Here is a 1,503-nt window from a genome sequence, read left to right as displayed (position 1 = left end):
CTGTCTCTTGATCACATCTGTTGATGCTCAAGAGACAGTGCCAGTTCATAGCCTTCAAGGAGGGTCTGTAACCTAAACCAGCCCTCCCATAACACCGCTATCGAGGCTCGCCCCGTTCTCTTGGTGTCCTTCCAGCCCCCCAGTATCGCCAGGCTCTTGTACGCCCACGCCATATCGGGGGCCTCATTCGGCAGGGCCCTCTTCTCCATCTTCAACCACAGCAACTTCCAGCTCTTTGTACCCAGCAGCTCTTCGCAGCTTTCTCCCTGCGCGCCAGGCTCCTCTTTGATAAATCGCAACTGCAGCAACCGTACCGCGATAAAGGCCTGGATGACGCTCATCCGTGTCAGGTTCTCCCGGCTCTGCATCCTCAACGCCTCGACCCGGGTGCCTGCACTCTTCCAGACCTTGTGATAATCCTCGATGAGCCAGCGCCGCTCGTAGTAGCCGATAATCTCGCTGGCCTGCTCGGCGCTGATCACCGCTTCACTGGTCAGCAGGTGCCACTCCAGCCGGTCGGCTGCATCGCTCTGCTCGATGCATCCCACGTAGTAGAGCGGGATATCCGGCTCGCTACGCTTGTTGGCCGGGGCCTTCAGGGTGACCCTGGCACACTTGATATCGAGCACGGCCTCTCTGGCTTTTCTGCCACCCCGCTGGGGTATCTTGACCACCCGGGTGCCCGCGGATTGGCACTGCCTGGCATAGTCGTAAAGCTTGTTGTCGTGCTCGTTGATACAGCGGCTTTGCATCGAGCGCACCACGAAGCGCTGGGTATGTTTCTGCTTGTAGCGCAGGTATTCGTAGATATCCGCTTCCCGGTCACAGACCGAAATAACGTTCGCCATGGTGCAGCCAAGCCGGGTGGCGAGCGTCTTGGCGGTTTGCTCCCATTTGTAGCTCTCTTTCTCCTCATAGGGGCGGGTCGCGTATTGGGCACGCTGTCCTCGTTTGCTGACATCGCGGGTCCAGATTTGCTGGGCGGCCAAGCCAACCACCTTGCGCTTTTGCGGCGCGAACAGCAGTACGGAGTGAGCCAGCAGGGCGCGGCTGCTGCCCTGATTGGTGTGGCCCAACTCGTCTTTGACGCTGGCATGATTGAACGTGAGGGCGGTGGAGTCTTCCAGCGCCAACAAGAGGGAATGGTCTCTGGCATGGGCGGCGGTGACAGCAAAGCCTGCGTTAGCAATGGCTTCGGCACTGACATGTGAGCTGCGAATGAAGCGGTATGCGCCTTCCCTATCAGCAGGTGAGAGGGGAAGGTGTGACACGCAATCTCCTGGTTGATGAGCAAGGGCAGTGGCGAGGGCAACCAGCCTTCTGGTGCGCCTTGGGTCGTTGAGGTTGGCGTGACCAAACTGTGCCTGCGCCCAGTGCGCCGGTTGAGTGAAGGGCATGTTAGAACCAGGGAAGAGAGCGATGAAAGGTTCAGATCACAGAATGGGAGAGAAGTTCAAAAAAATCCCCAAGCGACGCTTGGGGATTTTTGTATAAGAGACAGCC

General features: G+C 58.4%; 1 protein-coding gene. It reads right to left on the bottom strand.

Going from position 1 to position 1,503, the window contains the following annotated elements; genetic code table 11:
• Positions 1–11: 11 nt before the first annotated feature.
• A complete protein-coding gene (locus GWQ31_RS21655) occupies positions 12–1,397 on the bottom strand; it encodes an IS4 family transposase (protein WP_275910249.1) in 1,386 nt (461 codons plus the stop codon).
• Positions 1,398–1,503: the final 106 nt, after the last annotated feature.

It is taken from the genome of Aeromonas sp. 2MA4, assembly GCF_029237305.1.
In the GTDB taxonomy this organism is placed as follows: Bacteria; Pseudomonadota; Gammaproteobacteria; order Enterobacterales; family Aeromonadaceae; genus Aeromonas; species Aeromonas salmonicida.
Note: the sequence above shows the minus strand (reverse complement) of the source record. Positions and strands in the feature narration are given on the sequence as shown.